Source organism: Pseudomonas rubra (assembly GCF_028656935.1).
Classification (GTDB): Bacteria; Pseudomonadota; Gammaproteobacteria; order Pseudomonadales; family Pseudomonadaceae; genus Aquipseudomonas; species Aquipseudomonas rubra.
In genome coordinates, this window is record NZ_JAMDGZ010000013.1 from 132,969 (window position 1) to 153,438 (window position 20,470).

At 62.5% G+C, this 20,470-nt stretch carries 15 protein-coding genes and 1 pseudogene; 1 reads left to right on the forward strand and 15 read right to left on the reverse strand.

Going from position 1 to position 20,470, the window contains the following annotated elements; translation table 11 throughout:
• Window positions 1-37 precede the first annotated feature (37 nt).
• From gcvP to arcD (M5G17_RS06555), 8 genes are all read right to left on the reverse strand, one after another.
• Entirely contained in the window at window positions 38-2,893 is a 2,856-nt protein-coding gene (gcvP, locus tag M5G17_RS06520) for an aminomethyl-transferring glycine dehydrogenase (RefSeq protein WP_273892167.1), read from the reverse strand.
• Window positions 2,894-2,903: 10 nt separating this feature from the next.
• Complete coding sequence (gcvH, locus tag M5G17_RS06525) at window positions 2,904-3,287, reverse strand: glycine cleavage system protein GcvH (protein ID WP_273892168.1); 384 nt, start codon at window positions 3,285-3,287, stop codon at window positions 2,904-2,906.
• A gap of 273 nt (window positions 3,288-3,560) precedes the next feature.
• A complete protein-coding gene (locus tag M5G17_RS06530; protein WP_273892169.1) occupies window positions 3,561-5,069 on the reverse strand; it encodes a sigma-54-dependent transcriptional regulator in 1,509 nt (502 codons plus the stop codon).
• Between the two features lie 116 nt (window positions 5,070-5,185).
• The gene (locus M5G17_RS06535; RefSeq protein WP_130263306.1) at window positions 5,186-5,551 is read right to left on the reverse strand and encodes a DUF5064 family protein; all 366 of its coding nucleotides are present in this window, start codon (window positions 5,549-5,551) and stop codon (window positions 5,186-5,188) included.
• A 55-nt stretch (window positions 5,552-5,606) separates the two neighbouring features.
• Window positions 5,607-6,536: a carbamate kinase gene (gene arcC, locus M5G17_RS06540; RefSeq protein WP_273892170.1), complete on the reverse strand. Its 930-nt coding sequence runs from the start codon at window positions 6,534-6,536 to the stop codon at window positions 5,607-5,609.
• A 148-nt stretch (window positions 6,537-6,684) separates the two neighbouring features.
• Entirely contained in the window at window positions 6,685-7,695 is a 1,011-nt protein-coding gene (locus M5G17_RS06545; RefSeq protein WP_130263308.1) for an ornithine carbamoyltransferase, read from the reverse strand.
• 78 nt (window positions 7,696-7,773) lie between these two features.
• Window positions 7,774-9,030 carry an arginine deiminase gene (gene arcA / locus M5G17_RS06550; RefSeq protein ID WP_273892171.1) on the reverse strand — a complete coding sequence of 419 codons (1,257 nt, stop codon included), beginning with the start codon at window positions 9,028-9,030 and terminating at the stop codon, window positions 7,774-7,776.
• Between the two features lie 33 nt (window positions 9,031-9,063).
• A complete protein-coding gene (gene arcD / locus M5G17_RS06555; protein WP_273892172.1) occupies window positions 9,064-10,491 on the reverse strand; it encodes an arginine-ornithine antiporter in 1,428 nt (475 codons plus the stop codon).
• A 443-nt stretch (window positions 10,492-10,934) separates the two neighbouring features.
• Between arcD (M5G17_RS06555) and arcD (M5G17_RS06560) the strand changes: the two genes are divergently transcribed.
• Window positions 10,935-12,362: an arginine-ornithine antiporter gene (arcD, locus tag M5G17_RS06560; protein ID WP_273892173.1), complete on the forward strand. Its 1,428-nt coding sequence runs from the start codon at window positions 10,935-10,937 to the stop codon at window positions 12,360-12,362.
• A 37-nt stretch (window positions 12,363-12,399) separates the two neighbouring features.
• Here arcD (M5G17_RS06560) and M5G17_RS27550 read toward each other — a convergent pair whose 3' ends face one another.
• The 7 genes and pseudogenes from M5G17_RS27550 to M5G17_RS06590 form a co-directional block, all read right to left on the reverse strand.
• Window positions 12,400-13,155 (reverse strand): methyl-accepting chemotaxis protein, encoded by a 756-nt coding sequence (locus tag M5G17_RS27550; protein WP_420793346.1) that lies wholly within the window; start codon window positions 13,153-13,155, stop codon window positions 12,400-12,402.
• A 102-nt stretch (window positions 13,156-13,257) separates the two neighbouring features.
• Window positions 13,258-14,526: pseudogene (locus tag M5G17_RS27555) on the reverse strand (methyl-accepting chemotaxis protein); the annotation flags it as partial.
• Window positions 14,527-14,627: 101 nt separating this feature from the next.
• Window positions 14,628-15,053 carry a YbaN family protein gene (locus M5G17_RS06570; RefSeq protein WP_273892175.1) on the reverse strand — a complete coding sequence of 142 codons (426 nt, stop codon included), beginning with the start codon at window positions 15,051-15,053 and terminating at the stop codon, window positions 14,628-14,630.
• A 60-nt stretch (window positions 15,054-15,113) separates the two neighbouring features.
• Complete coding sequence (locus tag M5G17_RS06575; RefSeq protein ID WP_273892176.1) at window positions 15,114-15,728, reverse strand: biliverdin-producing heme oxygenase; 615 nt, start codon at window positions 15,726-15,728, stop codon at window positions 15,114-15,116.
• A 199-nt stretch (window positions 15,729-15,927) separates the two neighbouring features.
• Window positions 15,928-18,522 (reverse strand): TonB-dependent receptor, encoded by a 2,595-nt coding sequence (locus M5G17_RS06580; protein ID WP_420793343.1) that lies wholly within the window; start codon window positions 18,520-18,522, stop codon window positions 15,928-15,930.
• Window positions 18,523-18,641: 119 nt separating this feature from the next.
• Complete coding sequence (locus M5G17_RS06585) at window positions 18,642-19,604, reverse strand: FecR family protein (RefSeq protein WP_273892177.1); 963 nt, start codon at window positions 19,602-19,604, stop codon at window positions 18,642-18,644.
• Window positions 19,605-19,697: 93 nt separating this feature from the next.
• Entirely contained in the window at window positions 19,698-20,210 is a 513-nt protein-coding gene (locus M5G17_RS06590) for an RNA polymerase sigma factor (RefSeq protein WP_273892178.1), read from the reverse strand.
• Between the last annotated feature and the right edge of the window lie 260 nt (window positions 20,211-20,470).

Below are 20,470 nucleotides of genomic sequence, written 5' to 3' on the forward strand. Positions count from 1 at the left end.
TAATCCTGTGGGAGCGGGCTTGACCCGCGATGAGGCCTCACGCGTCCTGGTAGCTCTCGATCGACGGGCAGGCACAGACCAGGTTACGGTCGCCAAACACGTTGTCGACCCGGCCGACCGGTGGCCAGTACTTGCCTTCCACCAGCGACGCCAGCGGATACACGGCCTGCTCGCGGCTGTACGGGTGGCTCCACTCACCGGCGATTTCGGCGGCGGTGTGCGGGGCGTTCTTCAGCGGGTTGTCGTCCTTGTCCAGGCTGCCGCTCTCTACCGCACGAATCTCTTCGCGGATGCGAATCATCGCCTCGCAGAAGCGGTCCAGTTCTTCTTTAGACTCGCTTTCGGTCGGTTCGATCATCAGCGTACCGGCCACCGGGAAGGACATGGTCGGGGCGTGGAAACCGAAATCGATCAGGCGCTTGGCCACGTCATCGACGCTGATGCCGCTGCTGTCCTTGATCGGGCGCAAGTCGAGGATGCACTCGTGCGCTACCAAGCCGTTGCTGCCGGTATACAACACAGGATAGTGCTCTTCCAGGCGGCGGGCGATGTAGTTGGCATTGAGAATGGCCATTTGCGATGCGCGCTTGAGCCCGGCGCCACCCATCATGCGGATGTACATCCAGGTGATCGGCAGGATGCTGGCGCTGCCGAACGGTGCAGCGCAGACCGCGCCCTGCTTGTTGTCCATGTGTGCATGGCCGGGCAGGAACGGTGCCAGGTGCGACTTGACGCCGATCGGGCCGACCCCCGGGCCGCCACCGCCGTGAGGGATGCAGAAGGTCTTGTGCAGGTTCAGGTGGGAAACGTCGCCGCCGAACTTGCCCGGGGCGCAGAGGCCGACCATGGCGTTCATGTTGGCGCCGTCGATGTACACCTGGCCGCCGTTGTCGTGGATGATCGCGCAGATCTCGCCGATGGCTTCTTCGAACACACCGTGGGTCGAGGGGTAGGTGATCATCAGCGCGGCGAGGTGCTCGCGGTGCTCGATGGCCTTGGCCCGCAGGTCGTCGATGTCGACGTTGCCACGAGCGTCACAGGCAGTGACCACTACGCGCATGCCAGCCATGTGGGCGGTGGCCGGGTTGGTGCCGTGGGCCGAAGAGGGGATCAGGCAGATATCACGGCGCGCATCGCCACGGCTCTGGTGATAGGCGCGGATGGCCAGCAGGCCTGCGTATTCGCCCTGTGAGCCGGCGTTAGGCTGCAGCGACACGGCATCGTAGCCGGTGGCGGCGCAGAGCATGTCTTGCAGCTCGCTGGTCAGTTGCTGGTAGCCCTGGCTCTGCTCGGCGGGTGCGAAGGGGTGCAGGTTGCCGAACTCGGCCCAGGTCACCGGGATCATTTCGCTGGCAGCGTTGAGCTTCATGGTGCACGAGCCCAGCGGAATCATGGTGCGGTCCAGGGCCAGGTCCTTGTCGGCCAGGCGGCGCAGGTAGCGCATCAGCTCGGTTTCGCTGTGGTAGCGGTTGAATACCGGGTGCTCAAGGATCGCTGACTGGCGCAGCAGGGCGGCAGGCAATTGCGCCTGAACGCTGGCCGCCAGGGCGGCGAAGTCTGGAGTGGCCTTGCCCTCGGCAAACAGCTGCCACAGCGCTTCGACGTCGGCCTGGGTGCTGGTTTCATCCAGCGACAGGCCCAGGTGCTGGGCATCGATCTGGCGCAGGTTCAGACGCTGGGCGCGGGCCTGCTCGTGCAAGGTGGCGGTGGCGTTGCCGGTAGCCAGGGTCAGGGTGTCGAAGAAGTGTTCAACCTGCACCGCAACGCCCAGTTGCTGCAGGCCGGTCTTGAGGATCGCGGTCAGCGCATGGGTGCGTTCGGCGATCTGCTTCAGGCCCTGGGGGCCGTGGTACACGGCGTACATGCTGGCGATGTTGGCCAGCAGCACCTGGGCGGTGCAGATGTTGCTGGTGGCTTTCTCGCGGCGGATATGCTGCTCGCGGGTTTGCATGGCCAGGCGCAGGGCGGTCTTGCCGAAGCGGTCGATCGACACGCCGACCAGGCGGCCCGGCATGTCGCGCTTGAACGCATCGCGGGTGGAGAAGTAGGCCGCGTGAGGGCCACCGAAGCCCAGCGGTACACCAAAGCGCTGGGCGCTGCCGATGGCCACGTCGGCGCCGAATTCGCCCGGAGGGGCAAGCAGGGTCAGGGCCAGCAGGTCGGCGGCCACGGCGACCAGGGCGTTGGCTGCGTGGAAACGCTCGACCAGTTCACGGTAATCGAAGACTTCACCGCTGCTGGCGGGGTATTGCAGCAGGGCGCCGAAGTAGGCGCTGACATCGCTCAACTGGCGCTCGTCGCCCACCACGACTTCGATACCCAGCGGTTCGGCACGGGTGCGCAGCACGTCGAGGGTCTGCGGATGGCAGTGCACGGAAGCGAAGAAGACGTGGCTAGCCTTGTTCTTGCTCACGCGCTTGCAGAAGGTCATGGCTTCGGCGGCGGCGGTGGCTTCGTCGAGCAGGGAGGCGTTGGCGATCGGCAGGCCGGTGAGGTCGCTGATCAGGGTCTGGAAGTTCAGCAGTGCTTCCAGGCGGCCTTGGGAAATCTCTGGCTGGTACGGGGTGTAGGCGGTGTACCAGGCCGGGTTCTCCAGCAGGTTGCGCAGGATCGGCGCCGGGGTGTGGCAGTTGTAGTAACCCTGGCCGATGAAGCTTTTGAACAGTTGGTTGTTGCCAGCAATGGCCTTGAGTGAGGCCAGGGCCTGAGCTTCGCTTTGCCCAGCGCCCAGTTCAAGTACGCTGGTGCCCTTGATGCTGTCGGGAATGACTGCGGCGCTCATCGCCTCCAGCGAGTCGAAACCCAGGGTGGCAAGCATGTGCTGCTCGTCGTGCTGGCGCGGGCCGATGTGGCGGGCGATGAATTCGTTGGCAGTGCCGAGGTTGATGGTCATGGTGGCTTCCTCAGGCGTCGGCGTTGGCTTTGATCAGGCGGTCGTAGGCGTCCTGGTCGAGCAGTTGCGCGACGGCGCCGGCGTCGGCCGGGATGAAACGGAAGAACCAGCCTTCCCCCAGCGGGTCTTCGTTGACCAGCTCGGGGTTGCCTTCGAGCTGTTCGTTGACCGCTACCACTTCACCGGTGAGAGGCATGTATACGCCGCTGGCGGCCTTGACCGACTCGACGGTCGAGGCTTCGGCGCCTTGCGCGTAAGTTTGCAGCTCCGGCAGTTGCACGTAGACCACATCGCCCAGGGCGTTCTGGGCGAAAGCGGTAATCCCGACGGTGAAGCTGCCATCTGCTTCGCTACGCAGCCATTCGTGATCTTCGGTAAAACGCAACTCGCTCATGGAAACTCCTCAAAGGCCGCAGGGATCGGCTGTGGGCGTGGCTCAGGTGAGCCAGGGATGAGGAATGCCTTAGCAATAATGCGGCCATTTATAAAATATCGTTATAAAACAATTGATTAGATATTTTATGAAGATTAGAAAATCATCTTCTGTAGCGAAATCGCTACAGCACAGGCCGGGGAAAAAAGCGCAAGTGGATCAGAACCTTGCACTCTGGCCCTGAAACTGTGCCGTGTTGAATTCGTTACAGTGTATCGAATTCGCTACGGATGATCAGGGCTTGGCCGGGATGCCGTATTTACGCAGGCGATGAGCGATGGCGGTGTGCGAGGTTTGCAGGCGGCTGGCCAACTGGCGGGTCGAAGGGTAGCTGCTGTAGAGCTTGGCCAGCAGGCTGCGTTCGAAGTCTTCCACGGCCTGTTCCAGGCTATCGACTTCAGCATCATGACCACGGGCGACCGAGGTGCCGGCGATGTCCAGGTCGCCGATGTCCACCAGGCTGCTTTCGCTGATGGCTGCGGCGCGGAAGATCACGTTCTGCAACTGGCGCACGTTGCCTGGCCAGCGGTTGCCCAGTAGCGCCGGGTAGGTGGCCGGGGCCAGGCGGCACAATGGCCGCTGGATCTGGGTGCAGGCCTGCTGCATGAAGTAGCGCGCCAGCAGCAGGATGTCCTGACCGCGCTCGCGCAGCGGCGGTACCTGCAGGTTGAGCACGTTCAGGCGGTAGAACAGGTCTTCGCGAAAGGTGCCTTCGGCGACCATCTTTTCCAGGTCACGGTGGGTGGCGCTGAGGATTCGCACATTGACCTTAACCTCGCGGTCGCCGCCGACCCGACGGAAGCTGCCATCGTTGAGAAAACGCAACAGCTTGGCCTGCAGGTACGGCGACATCTCGCCGATCTCGTCGAGAAACACCGTGCCTTGGTTGGCCAGCTCCATCAGCCCGGGCTTGCCACCTCGCTGCGCGCCGGTAAAGGCGCCGGGGGCGTAGCCGAACAGCTCGCTTTCGGCCAGGTTCTCCGGCAGCGCCGCGCAGTTGAGCGCCAGAAACGGCGCGTTGTGGCGGCTGCTGATGGCGTGGCAGGCGCGGGCCACCAGCTCTTTGCCGGTGCCTGTTTCGCCGTGAATCAACAGCGGCGCATCCAGGGCCGCCACACGCAGGGCGCGGGCCTTGAGAGTACGGATGGGCGGCGAATCACCGAGCAGCGCATCGAAGCCCTCGGCGTGGTCATGGTGCAGCGCCGACAGCCGCTCACCGATACGGTTGGGTTGGTACAGGGTCAGCAGGGCGCCGGCATTGGTGATCGGCGTAGCGTCGAGCAGCAGGGTCTGGCCATTGAGGGTGACTTCGCGCATCGGCAAGTGAAAGCCTTGTTCGATCAACGCCTCGAGCAGGCCCGGATCACCAAACAGGTCGGCCACCGAACGGTCGGACGGTTCCTGCCCGCACAGCGCCACCAGTGCCGGGTTGGCCAGCAACACGTGGCCGGCACTGTCCAGCGCCAGCACCGGGTCGCTCATGGCCGCGAGTAGGGCATCGAGCTGCAGGTGGCGGCGTTGGCCAGGGAGGATGTCGACCACTTGCACGCTTTGCACGCCCTGCACGTTGAACAGCGCATCGTGCAGTTCTTCGAGGACATGGGGGCTGAGGGTCGGGGCGTCGATGTAGACGTTTGGCGGCACCATCTCCACGGCGTCCAGGTTGAGGTTGCGGGCGCCGAGCAGGGCCAGCACTTCCTGGGTGATGCCGACGCGGTCGATGAAACTGACATGGATGCGCATGGGGAGGGGGATTCAAGGCTGCCGAAGGCGGCAAGTATGCTGTTCAGCGCAATCGCCGGGCAAGCCCGCTCACCCCAGTGTAGGAGCGGGCTTGCCCCGCGATGAGGACGGTAGGGCTATTCGAAGTGCTCGGGATTGACCGAATCCCCCGATTTCACATCCAGCTTCTCGCGAATGTCCTCGAACATCAGGTCGTAGATCTTGTGCGTTGAGCCCAGGCTCTCGAATTTCTTGGGCGACGGCATGTAGCTCTGCGCCCTGCGCGTGGCAACACTCAGGAAGCTCGGCAGTACCTCTTCCTTGCTCAGGAAGAACTTTTCCTCCACGGTCTTGCCTTCGATGCTCCCATGCATGTGGAAATCAATGCCGTGTTTGTTGGCTTCCCGGACTACTGCGTACTCGATATTCAGGTCGTAACTGTGATCAGCCTTATTCAGCGCGGTGCGCTCGATATGCACGTGACCGGGTTGAAACTGGGCCATGATGGAATCCTCCGGAAAGTTGAAAACGGCGGGCTCGCAAGCCCGCCCACTGCATTCAACGGTAGCTGATTCCAGGCTTCGAGGTGCTCACCCGGGTACCGGCAGTACCCTTGACGATCTCCTCGATGTCGGCCAGCGAACCGATCACCGCTACTTTGCCGGTGTGGCGGGCGAAGTCGCAAGCAGCCTGGACTTTCGGGCCCATGGAGCCTGCGGCAAAGCCCAGACGCTCGAGCTCGTCCGGGTGCGCCTGGGCAATGGCCTTCTGGGTCGGCTTGCCGTAGTCGATGAACGCCGCATTGACGTCGGTGGCGATCACCAGCAGGTCGGCGTCCAGCTGTTCGGCCAGCAGCGCCGAGCACAGGTCCTTGTCGATCACCGCCTCAATGCCCTTGAGCTTGCGATTCTCGTCATACATGGTGGGGATGCCACCACCGCCGGCGCAAATCACGATGCTGTTCTTTTCCAGCAGCCATTTGATCGGGCGGATCTCGAAAATGCGCTTGGGTTTGGGGCTGGCCACCACACGGCGGTACTTGTCGCCGTCGGCCTTGACCACCCAGCCTTTTTCCTTGGCCAGGCGTTCGGCGTCTTCCTTGCTGTAGACCGGGCCGATGAACTTGGTTGGGTCCTTGAAGGCCGGATCGTTCGCGTCCACCTCGACCTGAGTCAGGAGGGTGGCGAACGGCACTTCGAAGTCCAGCAGGTTGCCCAGCTCCTGTTCGATGATGTAGCCGATCATGCCTTCGGTTTCAGCCCCGAGCACGTCCAGCGGGTAGGCTTCGTCGGGCTTGTAGGATTGCGCCTGCAACGACAGCAGGCCAACTTGCGGGCCATTGCCGTGGGCGATGACCAGCTCGTTGCCCGTATGGATCTTGGCGATCTGCTCGGCGGCGATGCGAATATTGGCGCGCTGATTGTCTGCAGTCATGGGTTCGCCACGGCGCAGCAGGGCGTTGCCGCCCAATGCAACAACGATACGCATGATGATGTCCTTCTAGCGTTGGCAGCGAAGCTCTTGTGGGAGCTGGCCTTGCCAGCGATGCGGGCACCGCGCAGTAACGGATACTGCGTCGATGCCATCGCCGGCAAGGCCGGCTCCCACAGGAGCAAAGGTTCGCTCCCTGAATGGATTACAGGTCAGCCAGGGTCGATACCAGGATCGCCTTGATGGTGTGCATGCGGTTTTCCGCCTGCTCGAAGGCGATGCAGGCCGGCGACTCGAACACGTCGTCGGTCACTTCGATCCCGTTGGCCAGGTGCGGGTACTGTTCGGCGATTTGTTTGCCGACCTTGGTGTCGGAGTTGTGGAACGCCGGCAGGCAGTGCATGAACTTGGTCCGCGGGTTGCCGGTGGCTTTCATCAGCTCGGCGTTGACCTGGTACGGCAGCAGTTGGGTGATGCGTTCGGCCCAGGCTTCAACCGGCTCGCCCATCGATACCCAGACGTCGGTGTGGATGAAGTCGACGCCTTTGACTGCCGCTTTCGGGTCTTCAGTCAGGGTGATGCGTGCGCCGCTTTCTTCTGCGTATTTCTTGCAGCGGGCGACCAGGTCGTCATGCGGCCACAGGGCTTTGGGCGCGCAGATGCGTACGTCCATGCCGAGCTTGGCGCCGACCAGCAGCAACGAGTTGCCCATGTTGTTGCGCGCATCGCCCAAGTAGGCGTAGCTGATCTCGTGGATCGGCTTGTCGGCGTGTTCACGCATGGTCAGCACGTCGGCGATCATCTGGGTCGGGTGGTACTCGTCGGTCAGGCCGTTGAACACCGGTACACCGGCAAACTTGGCCAGCTCTTCGACGATTTCCTGCTTGAAACCGCGGTACTCGATGGCGTCATACATGCGCCCGAGCACCCGGGCGGTATCCTTCATGCTTTCCTTGTGACCGATCTGCGAGGAGTTGGGGTCGATGTAGGTGACGTTGGCGCCCTGGTCGTAGGCTGCCACTTCGAAGGCGCAACGGGTGCGGGTCGAGGTTTTCTCGAAAATCAGCGCAATGTTGTTGCCTTTGAGGTGCTGCTGCTCAGTGCCGGTGTACTTGGCACGTTTCAGGTCGCGGGACAGGTCCAGCAGGTAGCGCAACTCGCGAGGGGTGTGGTGTTCCAGGCTCAGCAGGTTACGGTTGTGGATGTTGAACGCCATGATGATTCTCCTGTTCTTGAGAACGGAAAGCGGTGATCGGCCCGCCTGCACCCGTGGGTGCAGGCAGTGGAGGTCGTTTTAGTAGTCGATTGGGTCACGCACGATCGGGCAGGTCATGCAGTGACCGCCGCCGCGGCCACGGCCCAGTTCGCCGGCGCTGATGGTGATGACTTCGACCCCGGCCTTGCGCAGCAGGGTGTTGGTGTAGGTGTTGCGGTCGTAGCCGATGACTACGCCTGGCTCCAACGCCACCACGTTGTTACCGTCATCCCACTGCTCGCGCTCGGCGGCGAAGCTGTTGCCGCCGGTCTCGACCACGCGCAGCGTTTTCAGGTTGAGGGATTCGGCGACCACGTCGAGGAACGATTTGTTCTCACGGCGCACGTCCAGGCCATAAGGCTTGCTGCTATCGGGACGGATGATGAACGGAACGATTTCCTTGACCACTTCCGGGAAAACGGTGACCAGGTCGCGGTCGCAGAAGCTGAACACTGTGTCCAGGTGCATCGCAGCGCGGGATTTAGGCAGGCCAGCCACCACGACTTTCTCGACAGCGCCTTTTTCGAACAGTGATTGCGCCAGTTGGCCGATGGCCTGGCGCGAGGTGCGCTCGCCCATACCGATCAGGACCACGCCATTGCCGATCGGCATGACGTCGCCGCCTTCGAGGGTGGCCTTGCCGTGGTCGTGATCCGGATCGCCGTACCAGATGTCGAATTCGGCATTGGTGAACTCAGGGTGGAATTTGTAGATGGCGGTGGTCAGCAGGGTTTCCTGACGTCGGGCTGGCCAGTACATCGGGTTCAGGGTTACGCCGCCGTAGATCCAGCAGGTGGTGTCGCGGGTGAACTGGGTGTTGGGCAGTGGGTCGAGCAGGAAGCTGGAGTGGCCCAGGTAGTCGCGGTACATCTTGATGACGCTGGCGCCTTCGCTGTCGGGCAGGTCTTCACCGGCTACGCCGCCGATCAGGAACTCGGCCAGTTTGCGCGGCTCCAGGCCTTCGAGCCAGCTGCGTACTTCGTTGGTCAGGCCGACACCGACGGTATCCGGGGTGATCTTGCGGTCGAGGATCCATTTCAGTGCTTCAGGTTGAGCGACGATGTCGGTCAGCAGATTGTGCATTTCCAGCACTTCGATGCCACGCTCGCGCATTTTGGTCACGAAGTCGAAGTGGTCGCGCTTGGCCTGGTTGACCCAGATGACGTCGTCGAACAGCAGATCGTCGCAGTTGCTCGGGGTCAGGCGCTGGTGTGCCAGACCAGGGGAGCAGACCATTACTTTGCGCAGTTTGCCGGCTTCGGAATGTACGCCGTACTTAGCTTTATCTGTGGACATGGTTCATTTCCTCCAAGTTGCGAAAACGGGTGGTTACAGAGTCAGGAAGCCGTCGTACAGGCCATAGGCAGCCACCAAGGCGCCCAGGACCACGGCGGCGAAGATCAGCTTCTCCACGTTGGTAAAAATCGGTTGGCCGACCTCACGCTTGGCCTTGGCGAACAGGATCACGCCAGGGGCATAGAGCAGCGCTGAGAGCAGCAGGTATTTGACGCCGCCGGCGTACAGCAGCCAGACCGCGTAGAGCAGGGCGATACCGCCGATAACCAGGTCTTTCTTGCGTTCGGCCAGGGCCTGTTCGTAGGTTTCACTGCGCAGGGCGAGCAGGAAGGCGTAGGCGGCCGACCACAGGTAAGGCACCAGGATCATCGAGGTGGCGAGGTAGATCAGCGACAGGTAAGTACTGGCCGAGAACAGGGTGATGACCAGGAAGATCTGCACCATGGCGTTGGTCAGCCACAGGGCATTGGCCGGCACATGGTTGGCGTTCTCGCGGCGCAGGAACTCCGGCATGGTGTGGTCTTTGGCGGCGGCGAACATGATCTCGGCGCACAGCAGCACCCAGGACAGCAGGGCACCGAGCAGCGAGACGATCAGGCCGACGCTGATCAGCACCGCGCCCCAGTGACCGACCACGTGTTCAAGCACGGCAGCCATCGACGGGTTCTGCAGCTTGGCCAGTTCCGGCTGAGTCATGATGCCCAGCGACAGCACGTTGACCAGCACCAGGAACAGCAGCACGGTGATGAAACCGATGACCGTGGCCTTGCCCACGTCCGAGCGCTTTTCCGCACGGGCCGAGAAGATGCTCGCGCCTTCGATGCCGATGAACACCCAGACGGTGACCAGCATCATGTTGCGCACCTGGTTCATCACGCTGCCCAGGTCCGGGTTCATCGAACCCCAGATGTCAGCGGTGAAGATGTCCAGTTTGAACGCGAACAGGGCGATCAGGATGAATAGCGCCAGCGGCACGACCTTGGCCACGGTAGTGACCAGGTTGATGAACGCCGCTTCCTTGATGCCGCGCAGTACCAAAAAATGCACGGCCCAGAGCAGTACCGAGGCACCAATGACGGCTGCCGGCGTGTTGCCCTCGCCAAAGATCGGGAAGAAGTAGCCGAGGGTACTGAAGAGCAACACGAAGTAGCCGACGTTGCCCAGCCAGGCACTGATCCAGTAGCCCCAGGCTGAAGAAAAGCCCATGTAATCGCCGAAACCGGCCTTGGCGTAGGCGTACACCCCGCCGTCCAGGTCGGGCTTGCGATTGGCCAGGGTCTGGAACACGAAAGCCAGGGTCAGCATACCGATGGCGGTAATCCCCCAACCGATCAGAACAGCGCCTACGTCAGCACTTGCGGCCATGTTTTGCGGCAAAGAAAAGATCCCGCCGCCGATCATCGAGCCGACAACAAGTGCAACCAGCGCACCAAGTCGTAGTTTTCCGGGAGCGTCTGACATTGAATAACTCCATAGCAGGAGAAGAGATGACGCTAGAATAAATCCAGCGGCGAAGTCGTTAGCTGATTCAGGTCAGTTCATCAGGACATTCCATTGCAAATCAGTGACTGAAACAGCCTCCAGGAGTCTGTCGGTCGCGGTACTGCAAGCCTTGTCAACTGGCACCTCCATGGCGTTTTAGAGCAATCGCTCTTGCGGGGCTGCGAGAGTTGAAGCTAGTCCGTTTTGGCGGAATCGCAAATTTTCCATGAGAAAATTTCTTATTTGCTTGAAGAAGCGGGAATTGTGCACAAAACTCACCATTTAGTTCGGTCTGCATAGAGTCGCTAGTTATGAGCAGGTCGCGCTTAGTGGTTTAATACATATAGACGCTTACACTTGGCTTATATTTAACTCAGGGTGTACTGCTGGTATTACAAACACGAGACAGAAAGGGGATCTGCATGTCCGAATCTGGACAGAAACTGCGCCTGGGTGCGTTGATCGCCTTGGTGGTCGGCTCGATGATCGGCGGCGGGATTTTTTCGCTGCCACAAAACATGGCCGCGCGTGCCGACGTCGGTGCGGTATTGATTGGCTGGGGTATCACGGCGGTGGGTATGCTGGCGCTGGCCTTCGTGTTCCAGACCCTGGCCAACCGCAAGCCCGAGCTCGACTCCGGGGTGTATGCCTACGCCAAGGCCGGCTTTGGCGAGTACATGGGCTTTTCTTCAGCCTGGGGCTACTGGATCAGTGCCTGGCTGGGCAACGTCGGTTATTTCGTATTGCTGTTCAGCACCCTGGGCTTTTATTTTCCGGTGTTTGGTGAAGGCAACACGCCGATCGCCATTGCCTGTGCCTCGTTGCTGCTGTGGGCGGTACATTTTCTGGTGTTGCGCGGTATCAAAGAGGCGGCGTTCATCAATCAGGTGACCACCGTGGCCAAGATTGTGCCGCTGGTGATGTTCATCGTCATTGCCGCCGTGGCCTTTCGTGCCGACATTTTCACCCGTGATATCTGGGGCTTGAGCAACCCGAAATTTGGCGGTGTGCTCGATCAGGTGCGCAACATGATGCTGGTGACGGTGTTCGTGTTTATCGGCATTGAGGGCGCCAGCGTCTACTCGGGCCGTGCGGCGAAGCGCTCGGACGTCGGCAAGGCCACGGTGATCGGCTTTATCGGGGTGCTGGCTTTGCTGGTGATGGTCAACGTGCTGTCGCTCGGGGTCATGACCCAGCCGGAGCTTGCGGCCCTGCAGAACCCGTCGCTGGCCTCGGTGCTGGAGCACATCGTCGGGCCCTGGGGGGCCTTGTTGATCAGTATCGGCCTGGCTGTCTCGCTGCTGGGTGCGTTGCTTTCGTGGGCGTTGTTGTGCGCCGAGATCCTGTTTGCCACGGCGCGCGACCAGACCATGCCGCGCTTTCTGACCAGGGAAAACGCCAATCACGTGCCGGCCAATGCCCTGTGGCTGACCAACGTGATGATTCAGCTGTTCTTGCTGATCACATTGTTCTCGGCCGGTACCTACACCAGCCTGATCTACCTGGCGTCGTCGATGATTCTGGTGCCTTACCTGTGGTCAGCGGCCTATGCGGTGCTGCTGGCGGTGCGCGGTGAGTCCTATGAGGGGCACCCTGGGGCGCGGCGCAAGGACCTGCTGATTGCTGCGATTGCGCTGGTGTATGCGATCTGGCTGCTGTACGCCGGCGGGCTCAAGTACCTGCTGCTCTCAGCGTTGCTGTATGCCCCGGGGGTGATCCTGTTTGCCCGGGCCAAGCATGAGCAGGGGCAGGCGCTGTTTACCACCTGGGAGAAGCTGATCTTTGCTGCGGTGCTGGTGGGGGCGGGGTTGGCGGCTTATGGGTTGTACAGTGGGGTGCTGAGCCTTTAAGGCATCGCGGGGCAAGCGGACTTGCCCCGCGATAGCTTCACACCCTGAACTGATCCATCAAGGCCATCTGCTGCGTGGACAGGGTGTTGAGCTGACGGCTTACCTGCGCCGATTCTGCAGCCTGGCCGGTGAGGGTTTCGGTCACACCGCGGATCGCCGAGACGTTGCGGTTGACCTCTTCGGCCACCGCGCTTTGCTGTTCGGCGGCGCTGGCGATCTGCAGGTTCATGTCGCTGATCACGGTCACCGCTTCGCTGATCTTGTCCAGCGCCTGGACTGCCTGGTGGATCTGCCCGGCGTTCTCCTGGGCCTTGCCGTGGCTCGAATGCATGGTCGCCACCACCTCGCGGGTGTTGCTCTGGATGCGTTCGATCACCTGGCGGATCTCTTCCACCGAGTCCTGTGTGCGTCGCGCCAGGTTGCGCACTTCATCGGCGACTACGGCAAAACCACGACCGCTTTCACCCGCGCGAGCCGCTTCGATAGCGGCGTTCAGCGCCAGCAGGTTGGTCTGTTCGGCGATGCTGCGGATCACCTCCAGCACCGAACCGATCTGTTCGCTGTTCTGCGCCAGGGTTTCCACTTCGCTTACCGCCTTGCTGACCTGTTCGGCGAGCACGGTGATGTCGCGGGTGCTGCGCTCGATGATCGCCATGCCGTCTTTGGCCGAGCGATCAGCGCCGCGTGCGGCATCGGCGGCACTGGCGGCGCTGTTGGCAACGTCGTGGGCGGTGGCGCTCATCTCGTTGGAGGCGGTGGCGACCTGGTCGATTTCACGGAACTGCACCTGCATGCCTTCACTGGTGCGCTCGGCAATCGCCGAGGACTGATCGGCGGTGGCCCGGGCCTGGGTGATGCTCTGCTTGATCTGGGCGATGGTCGGCTGCAGCTTGTCGAGAAAGCGGTTGAAACCGCCGGTCAGGCGGCCCAGCTCATCCTTGCGGGCATAGCGCAGGCGCTGGGTAAGGTCGCCTTCGCCGCTGGCGATGTCTTCGAGCATGCTCGCCACGGTATTCAGCGGCCGGGTCACCCCGGTGGCCGTCAGCCACATCAGCAGCAAGCCAACCAGGCCGGCCAGGGTGGCGAATAGCACCACCTTGAGTGTGCCGCTGGTGCGTTCGTCTTCGAGGGTGGCCTGCAGGCTGATGGCGTCGGCCAGCAGCACCTGCTTGGGCAGGTCGATGAGAATGCCCCAGGGCTTGCTGTCGGTAATGGGCTGTACGGGATTGACCGCGCGAATGGCCTCGCCCTGCTCAAGGATCAGCGACTGGTTGCTGGCGATGCTCTGCAGCGCCTGCTGACCGTCCTGTCCGATGTTCTTGCCGACCTTGGCGGCATCGTTGCTGTTGGCAGCCAGCAGGCCGCTGGGGGCAACGATCATCAGCTGGCCGGCGCCGTTGAACAGCTCTTGCTGGGCTTGGGCGGCAGCAGACTGCAGGGCATCAAGGGAGATATCCACACCTGCCACGGCGATCACCTTGCCGTTGTGCAGCAGCGGCACAGTGATGCTGGTCATCAGCATCTGCTTGCCGCCGACGGTGTCGGAGTAGGGTTCGAGCAGGCAGGCGCGGGCACTGTTGCGCGAGCAGGTGTACCAGATGTTGTAGGGCGTGCCGCTGAGGTTGATCTCGGTCTTGTTCAGGTCGACGTCGCTGATCACCGTGTTCAGGGCCTGGCCCTGGGCGCGGCTCCAGTAGCTGGCGAAGCGGCCGCTTTCGTTGCTTTGGTGCTTGGCATCGTTGGCAAAGGCGCTGTCGCCAGCGTCCAGGCCATCGGCCTCGAAGGCCAGCCATATGCCCAGTACGTCGGGGTTGCGCTTGAAGCTGGTGGCCAGGCTCTGGTTGATCGCTGCGCGCAGCTCACCGCCACTCAGGCCCCGCTCGCGGGCCAGTTGCTGCAGGTCCTGGACCTGGTCGGCGAGGGCGGTAATGACCGTCTGGCTGTCGCTGAAGGTACGCCGCAGCATTTCGGCTTTTTCGCCGGCGCGGGCCTGCAGCAGGGCCTGGACATTGCGGGTGAGCATGGTGGTGCTGGCCTCGCCAACCAGTTCATCGCTCTGGTGCGATTGATACAGGTTGATGCCGACCACGAGGGCGACCACACCAAGCAGGCAGAGGCCGGAGAGCAGAACGATTTTCAGGCGGATCGAGAGCGTGTCGAACATGGACGTACTCGCTAAAAGGCAGGCCGGTAGAGGACCGAGCAGCAGGGCTGGCTCGATTCGCTACATCCTTTTAGCGATAACAGTTCATCGGCTTTATCGCCTTAGCCATGAGTACGCGCCGATGAACGGTCGGCGAGGCTCAAGGGCGCGGCTTCCGGCCGTGACCAGATCCACAGGTTGCCTAACGCCATGCCGGTGATGGCGAGAAACACCGGCCAGTGATGGTCGAGGAACACCAGCATCAGGCTTGCGCACAGCAGCATGCTGACGGTGGCGCTAACCTTGGCCCGGCGCTGGATCACCTTGCCGTTGCGCCAGTTGCTCAGGATCGGCCCGAACAGCCGGTGGTTTTCCAGCCAGGCGCTCAGGCGCGGCGAACTGCGGGTGGCGGCCCAGGCGGCGAGAAGGATGAATTCGGTGGTGGGCAGGCCGGGTATGACGATGGCCACAAGGCCGATGCCCAGGCTGACGTAAGCCAGCAGGCCGAAGAGCAGGCGTGAAAGTTTTGAAGCGACTGGGCGGGTCATGGGCTTGTCGGTGTGCACGGGCAAGGCCCGGTTACCGCGAGGGTAACCGGGTACGGCGCATCAGGCCAGTTCGGCTTTAGGCGCAGTGGCGTAAGCGTGTTTGAGCAGTTCGGTGAAACGCTCGAAGGCGGCCACGGCGCCTTGCTCAGCCTTGGCTTCTTCTTCGGCGCTCAGTTCCAGGCCGTCAAGGATACGGGTGAACTGTTTCCAGCCTTCGGCGCGGCCACCGGCCGGCTCGCCCAGGTGGCGGGCACCGAAGTTGTCGGACAGGCCCAGGACGACGGCGCGCTTGATCAGGAACGCGGCGCCAAGCTTGGAGCCTTCGGAAACAAAGATCCAACCCATGGCTTCACCCAGGCTTGGGTTCTGCACGGCGCCGGCGAAGTCGGCGGGGATTTCGGTGTTCAGGTCAGCCAGGTCCAGGCCGGCCTGTTCGGCGCGGCAGCGCTCGGCCAGGTCAGGGACAATGGCGATCAGTGCTGGGTCGGTGTACAGCGCCTTGAGTTCGGACTGGAACAGGTACTGGGCGACGACAAAACGGGCGAAGCTCTCGCGGGTTTCGAACGGCGCGTGGGATTTGACCAGGGCGTCCAGTTCAGTGTGCGGCGCGTGGGTCAGCTGGTTCAAGCGTTGCGAACGCAGGCTGGCGCGTTCGGTGGTGGTAGCAGCGGTCATGGTGATTCCTTGCGAAATGGGCGTGCCTGATGACTAGACGAATGAGAAGACGCGCGACAGTAAAAAAACCTCACCTGTCGGACTTTGCTATCTCTGTGGGAGCCGGCCTTGCCGGCGATGGCATCGGCGCGCAGTCTGTTGCTACGCGTCACCCGCATCGCTGGCAAGGCCAGCTCCCACAAAAGCCCGACAGCGTCGGTCAGATATCCCAGACCAGATTGATGGCGAAATTACGGCCCGGCATGGTCAGGCGGTCTAGGTTGGCCGGGGCGGTTACCGCCGCTTCACCGAGGCCGTCGTAGCCACGCACGTCATCCCACTGCCAGTACTTCTTGTCGGTCAGGTTGTACAGGCCGGCATTGACGGTGATGTCGTCGCTGACCTTGTAGAAACCGGTCAGGTCGAGCACGCCGTAGCCAGGGGTGCGGAACTGCTTGCTGGTGCCGTCCGGGGCGAAGAAGGTGGTGTCGTCGACACGGTTCTTGCGCTTGACCAGGGTCCAGCTCAGCAGCGCGCCGTATTGCTCCTGCTCGTAACCCAGGCCCATCACCGCAGTCAGCGGGTTGACGCTGTTGAGCGGCTGGCCGGTGTCGTCGTTGCGGCCATAGGCATAGGCTAGCGAGCCCTGGGTATACAGGCCTTGTGGCGCGCCGAACGCGTCGAGGTTCAGGCGGCCCTTGAACTCGGCCCCCTTGATGGTGGCGTGCTTGATGTTATTGGCTTCGAAGGTCTGGCCCAGGTTGTTGCCCAGCACGGCATCTTCGTTGATGAAGTCGCGGTACTTGTTATAGAACACTGCGACATCGAAGTTACCTGCATCGAAGTTGCCGCGCAGGCCGGTCTCGTAGCTCTTGCTCTTTTCCGGCTCGAGGTCGGAGTTGCCGCGCACGCTGTAGCCCAGGCCCGGGTTCTCGAAGCGGCCATACAGCGCCTTGGCGGTTGGCGTACGGAAGCCTTCGGCGTACTGGCCGTACCAGGTGTAGTTGTCGTTGAGGGTGTAGGTCAGGCCGAACTTGGGCGAGACCCGGTGCCATTTCTTGGCATCGTCGTCGACAGGGTCGGTGGGGCTGGCGCCTACCCCACGCAGGAACTCGTCGGTCATGTGTGGCTTGAGTTCGGTGTAGTCGTAGCGCGCACCTGGCAGGAAGGTCCACTGGTTCCAGCGGATCTCGTCCTGGGCGAACAGGCTGTAGGTGTTGACGGTCGGATCGGGGAAATCGCTGACCAGTGCCTGGGTGTCATCGGCGCTGATCTGGCCGATGAAGCGGCAGGTGCCGCCGACGTTCAGGCAGGTACCGGTGCCGCTGCGCGAACCGGTGACCTTCTGGTGCTTGAGGGTGGTGCCATAGGTCAGCAGGTGGTCGGTTGTGCCAAGGCTGAAGGCTTTGTCCAGTTGCGCGTCGAACACCCACTGGCGGTCCTTGTAGGTGGTCTGGCGGTCACGAAACACCTGGCGCCCCCTAGCAAAGTAGAGCTCTTCGGTACGCTGGTCGGTTTTGCCGATCTGGTAGTTCAGGCTCCACTTGATGTTGTCGGCCAGCACGCTGTCCAAGGCGAACTCATGGTTGATGCCGAAACGCTCGCGGGTCACGGTGTCGTTGCCGGTACGGTCGCGGTACGAATTTGCGGCGCCGATGCCGGGAAGGAACGGCCCGCCCACCGCGCTCTTGAGCTTCAGGTCGCGGTCGTCCTTGTAGTTTTCGTAAGTGAAGGCCAGGCGCGCGTCGTCGGCGTAGTTCCAGCCGGCCTTGGCCAGGATGTTGGTGGTGCGCACGTCTTCGGGGTTGGCGGCGGTACGCGCCAGGCCCGTGCCGCCATGGCTGCTGTAAGACTCGGTTTCATGGCCATTGCGCTGGCTCAGGTGCAGCAGGCCGTCGAACTCGCCCTGGCGGCCGGCAACGGTGGCCGAGTTAAGCCAGCTTTCGTCGGCCGAGCTGTAGCCGGTCTTCAGGCGGGCGCCAACGTCCTTGCCGGGCTTGATGATGTCATCGGGGTCGAGAGTGAAGTAGCTGACCGCGCCACCGATGGCGTTGCTGCCATACAGCACCGAGGCCGGGCCGCGGAGGATCTCCACGCGCTTGACGATTTCGGGGTCGACGTAGTTGCGCTGGGTCTGGGCGTAAGGGCCGAAGAAGAAACTGTCGGGAATCGACACGCCGTCGATCTGGGTCAGTACCCGCTCGCCGTCGATACCGCGGATGTTGTAGCCGTTCAGGCCGCTGCGCTGGCCGGTGCCGCTGACCGAGACGCCGGGTTCGTAACGCACCAGTTCCTTGATGTTGTTGACGTTCTGGCGGTCTAGTTGCTCACGGGTCTGCACGCTGACGGTGCTCGGGACCTGGCTGATGTCCTGGGCGCTGCGGGTGGCGCTGATGGTGATCTGCTGCAGGGCGATGGCCTTGCTGGCGCTGCGTTCGATCACCACGTTGCCACTGCTCAGGGTGCGGTAGTTCAGGCCGGTACCGGCGAGCAGGCGCTGCAGGGCCGCCTCAGGCTTGAGTGAGCCGTGTACCCCCGGGGAGGCGACGCCTTCGGCCAGTTCGGCGGAAAAGCCCACTTGCCAGCCAGTGACTGCGGTGAAGGCGTTAAGCGCCGAAACCAGCGGCTGCTGGCCAATCGCGAAGCGATAATCGCCCATGCGCGGTGCCGTGGCCTGGGCAGGTTCTGCGGCCAGCGCCGGCAGGCTGCAAGCGCCGCTGGCGAGCATGGCCAGGGTCAACAGGGAGAGCGTGCAACGCTGCAGGCCGGGGGTGCGTGAAGTGGTTGAAGACCGACGAATGAAACCGGTGGGCATCGAAAGCGCTCCCTGTGGCGCGATTGTTATAGGCGCGTACCGACTCAAAAATAAGAATCAGTTGCATTGGCTATAACGAGACGTAACAGCTTCAGGGATCGCGTAAAAAAACTTTCAGCTCAGTTGAGAATCACCAGCGCCGGGTATTCGTGCAGTTGTGCCGAAGTGATGTGGGCCAGCGCGCGCAGGGTTTCCAGCGGTTGGTCGAGGCGATAGTTGCCGGTCACCGCGATGCTTTCCAGGTGTTGATTGCCGTTGATGATCAAGCCTGGGTAGTAGCGGCGCAACTCCGCCAGCACCTGGCTCAAGGGGCAGTTCTCGAACACCAGGCGGCCCTGGACCCAGGCCAGATCCTTTTGCGCATCGAGGCGCCCGCGCTGGCTGAAGCCGTTGGGGCCGACGCTGATGCTGTCGCCCGCCGACAGGCGAATGCGCTGGTCGCTGTTGGCTTGCAGGTCGACATCGCCGCGCTGCACCCGCACCTGTGCCTCGCCATCGAGGTAGCGCACGGCAAAGTCGGTGTCACGCACGCTGGCGCGCAGCGGCCCGGCTTGCAGTTCCAGCGCCGGCTGGGCGCCGCCGGGGATTTCGAAGTAGGCCTCGCCCTGCAGCAGCCTGGCCACCTGGCGGTTGTCGCGCAGGTCACTGGCGAAGGCCGAATTGGTGTTGAGCAATACCTTGGAGCCGTCGTCCAGTTGCAGCCGCTGACGTTCACCCACCACGGTAAGGTGATCGGCTTGCAGGCGCAGCGGCAGGTTGCCCACGGTGAACACCGTCACCAGCAGCACGGCAGCAGCGGCCAGGGGTTTCCAGTGCGGGCGGATACGCGCGCGCAGCGAGCGACGCTTGAGGTGATTGAGCTGCCCGGCGGCCTGGCGCAGGGGGGCGCCGTTCCAGATCGCTTCGGCTTCGACATAGGCGGTCGCGTTGGCCGGGTCGGCCTCAAGCCAGGCTTCGAATGCCTGGGTGTCTTCTGCGCTTGCGCACTGCAGGCGGATCAGCCAGTCCAGGGCCTGGTCCATGGCACGGTCACTGGCGGGCTGGCCAGGCGGCGAGGGGCTAGGGGAGGGACTGTCGGTCACGGGGTGGGTCCTTGGCGGTCGGGCGCTGTGTGCGAATGATCCGGGGTATCCATGAGGATGGCAAGGTTTTAGCTGCGATCCACGACAGGCTGTTTACTTCAGCCGGTCGGCTACCCCTACACAGATGGCCATGATCAGTTTCAGTTCCTTCTGAACCGTGCTGGCCGACACCTGCAACTGCTCGGCGATTTCCAGGTAGCTGGCACCATGCAGGCGGCTGAGGATGAAGATGCGTTGCTGGCGCTCGGTCAATTGCGCAAGGCTGACGCTCAGGCGCTTGAGCAGTCGTTCGGCGTGGGCGGCGTCTTCGGCGCTGCTGCTGGGGGCGGCAACGTTGTGCAGGATCTGCTCGGGCACATCGTCGACCAGGTTGCGCGACTGCGCCCGGCGCGCACGCAGGTGGTCGAGGGCGAGGTTGCGCGCGGTCTGGAACACGAAGGGTTCCAGGTGCTCGATAGGGCGTTCGCCGAGGGCGCGGGTCACCCGCAGGTAGGTCTCCTGCAACAGGTCTTCGGCAGTGCTGGGGTTATCCACCATGCGCTGCAGGGTGCGCAGCAGGCTGACCCGCTGGGCAAGGAAAACGGTGTTGAACCGGGATTGACTCACTGCGGTACTCGACCAAGGCGTGGCGAATGATAATGCTTATCATCAACGCATTGGTCAAGTACTGACGCTATCTGTGGGAGCGGACTTGCCCCGCGATTGCCAGTCCGGGCACTGGATTTGTATCGGTTGGGCTGGCCCTATCGCGGCATCGGTATCTACACATCTCTAATCCTGATCTATGAAGAGGGCTCAGGGTTGGTCTGGGCATGTGTGCTTATCCAGTTGATGTGGCGAGGCTGTCGGCCCCTTCCGCCCTTACG